Genomic DNA, 2,856 nt, shown 5'->3' with positions numbered 1-2,856 from the left:
ACCAGTTGTAGGTCGATTCGACGACACAACCCTGCAGATCTTCCTGAAATGGGCGCAATGCGGTCACGATCACCTCTAAATCATTCGGCAGACGCTTTTCGTAGCGCACATTATCCTGCTCATCCTGAATACTGATAACGCTGTTATTGGCATGAAGGTCAATTCCACAATATAGTTTCATTGTCGGCTCCTTTTTTCGGGTGGCTCGTAAGTGCTCTCAACTTAACGATTACCACCGAATCAAGGAGTCGGCTAGATGATTATCAGAGTAAATTTTCTTTGACAGAGTAACAATTACGCAACATCCTCTCAGAAAATTTACTCTGACCACGTTACGTTATTGGTCATCAACACATAGGCATGTACTGCTACTCGGTACTTGTCCGAAGATTGCTTAATGCAATCCCGGTAAAACCGGTAATCCTCATCCGCAAAAAAGCAGGCATCCCGGTTATTCCCTCGTTGAGGCTGTAGAAAAACCCCCGATTCAGCTAAAATTACGTGAAGATCACGCCTAAGGGGAAAGGACCATGGCTCGCTACGTGGATACCAACTACGATCAAATGAAGATGATCCCGGTTTCCTTCGAAAGCCAGATCCTCCCCGGCAGTTTCGAATACTCACTTTCTTATTTAATCGATCAAGAACTTGATCTGACCGCTTTCGATAAACAGTATCGAAACGATGACGGGGGTAGACCCGCTTACGATCCCCGACTACTGCTGAAGATCGTCATCCTGGCCTACTCCAAAGGCGTCACCAGCAGCCGTCAGATAGAGAGACTGTGCCGGGAGAACATCATCTTCATGGCGTTGTCGGCAGATCAGCAACCCCACTTCACCACCCTGGCTGATTTCATCTCCCGTTCGCCACAGGCCATCGCCGATCTGTTTGGGCAAGTGGTACTGATGTGCGAGCAACTCGGACTCATCGGCAAGGAGATGTTCGCCATAGACGGCTGCAAGCTCCCCTCCAATGCTTCCAAGAGCTGGAGCGGGACTCATAAGGAGCTGAGAAAGAAGCGCCAGAAGATCGATCGGGCGGTTCGACGCATGCTGCAGCGCCATCGCGAACAGGACCTGGCCGAGCACGAGCCCACCCTCTATGAGCGGGAGCAGGAACAGATCCGCAAGTTGCGCGCCGCCTCTAAGAAGATAAAGCACTTCATCGAAACCGAATCGCCTCGCAAGGGCGTCAGCGGACAAGAGGTCAAGAGCAACATCACCGACAACGACAGCGCCAAGATGAAAACCAGCCACGGTGTGATCCAGGGTTACACCGGAGTGGTCGCAGTGGACAGCAAACATCAGGTCGTGGTGCATGCCGAAGCCTTCGGGCAAGGCCAGGAGCACGGCTTGATCAAACCGGTCATGGAAGGTATCCAAGAGACCTTCAGCGAGAGCGACGGGGAAACGCAGAAAGCGCTCAAAGAGACCAAGCTCACCGCTGACTCCGGCTACCACAACCGGGAGATGCTGGAGTACCTGGAAGCCGAAGGGATCGATGCCTACCTGGCCGATACGGGATTTCGCTCACGCGACCCTCGCTTCAAGGATCACAAGGAGCCGGCCGAGCGGAACAAGCGCAAGGACAAACAGCGTTTCAGCCAACAGGAATTCATCATCGACCGCAAGCGAGAAACCTGCCGCTGTCCAGCTGGCAACGCGATGTGGCTGAAAGCCCGGCGGGCCCGGATCGGCCATCACCTGTTCATGCAGTTTCAGGCCTATGAAAAGGACTGTCAGAGCTGCGGTCTGAGGAAGCGCTGTCTGAGAGATGAAAGACAACTCACGCCAAGGCAGATCAATGTAGCGCTGGATATCACTCAGGAACAGAAAGCGGGTATCATCGAGCGGATGAAGCGCAAGATCGACAGTCCCTGGGGCCGACATATCTACAGCCAGCGACTCGGTACGGTGGAGCCGGTGTTTGGTCACATCACCGATGCGATCGGTATCAAGCGATTCAGTTTACGAGGAAAGCAGAAGGTCGATGGGCAATGGAAATTGATGATGATGTTGCACAATATCTTGAAGATCCATCGATATGGATGGGAATGGGCGTAAAAGACCCGGGTGGCGGTTAAGATGAGTTATCAACTGCCATCCGAAGAGACAACATAAAAGAAAACAGATAGCCCAGGAAAAAATGAACACGAGACGACAATCACAAAGCCTAATGTCTTCGTGCCTTTATAAATGGGTTTTTCTACAGGCTCGTTAGCGCTGAAGAATGAAAATACTTAATCAATTCCTGCTAATACTCGAAATGTTGTTCATCCTTACACCCATCTCATTTTATTTGGTTTTGGGCTTGGGTTTTGTTTTGAGTGGCGTGTTAGAGCAACCAACATCTGAAAATCTATTGATAGGTAGTATTTCAATACTTGCTGCTTTATCTACAATTGCAGTTTGGTACGTAACAGGAGCCGCAATAAAGAGATTACATCACTTTTTGCGTATATCAAATTTTTGGTGGGGGCTCGTTTTGGTAGGCTTTGGAGTTTGCTTAGGTGTTATTGCTATCGGGAACATAACGGGTATTGAGTATCGTTTGGGAGAGGGTTTTTTAGACACTCTTCCTGTATTTCTTATGGGCTCTCCTCTAGCAATACCCGCAATTCATTCTATGTTCGTATTTAGGTATGCTAATGGCGCTAACAAGTAAATTATGTCGCTCACTATCGTTCGCTGGGACGCTGTCGCTATCGCTCCAGCGCCCCATATTTAGTCGTTAGCCGCCGGAAAGAAAACATATGTTGTGCGATAAATGTAAAAAACATGAAGCATTAGTTCACTTGGGTTCTTCTAGAGATCAGGAGGATCCTGATTCTGGAGTCGACTGGGAAAAGCATTT

General features: G+C 49.5%; 2 protein-coding genes and 1 pseudogene. 2 read left to right on the top strand and 1 reads right to left on the bottom strand.

Translation table 11 applies throughout. The annotated features are described in order from the left end of the window. Positions 1 to 181: pseudogene (locus ACQY6F_RS18665) on the bottom strand (hypothetical protein); the annotation flags it as partial. A 349-nt stretch (positions 182 to 530) separates the two neighbouring features. Here ACQY6F_RS18665 and ACQY6F_RS18660 point away from each other — a divergent pair. Then, positions 531 to 2,066, top strand: a complete 1,536-nt coding sequence (locus ACQY6F_RS18660) for an IS1182 family transposase (RefSeq protein WP_428776594.1) — start codon at positions 531 to 533, stop codon at positions 2,064 to 2,066. A gap of 166 nt (positions 2,067 to 2,232) precedes the next feature. Continuing rightward, the gene (locus ACQY6F_RS18655; RefSeq protein WP_428776593.1) at positions 2,233 to 2,667 is read left to right on the top strand and encodes a hypothetical protein; all 435 of its coding nucleotides are present in this window, start codon (positions 2,233 to 2,235) and stop codon (positions 2,665 to 2,667) included. Positions 2,668 to 2,856: the final 189 nt, after the last annotated feature.

It is taken from the genome of Vibrio sp. (assembly GCF_050299255.1).
In the GTDB taxonomy this organism is placed as follows: Bacteria; Pseudomonadota; Gammaproteobacteria; order Enterobacterales; family Vibrionaceae; genus Vibrio.
This window is presented reverse-complemented; position numbering and strand designations above follow the sequence as displayed.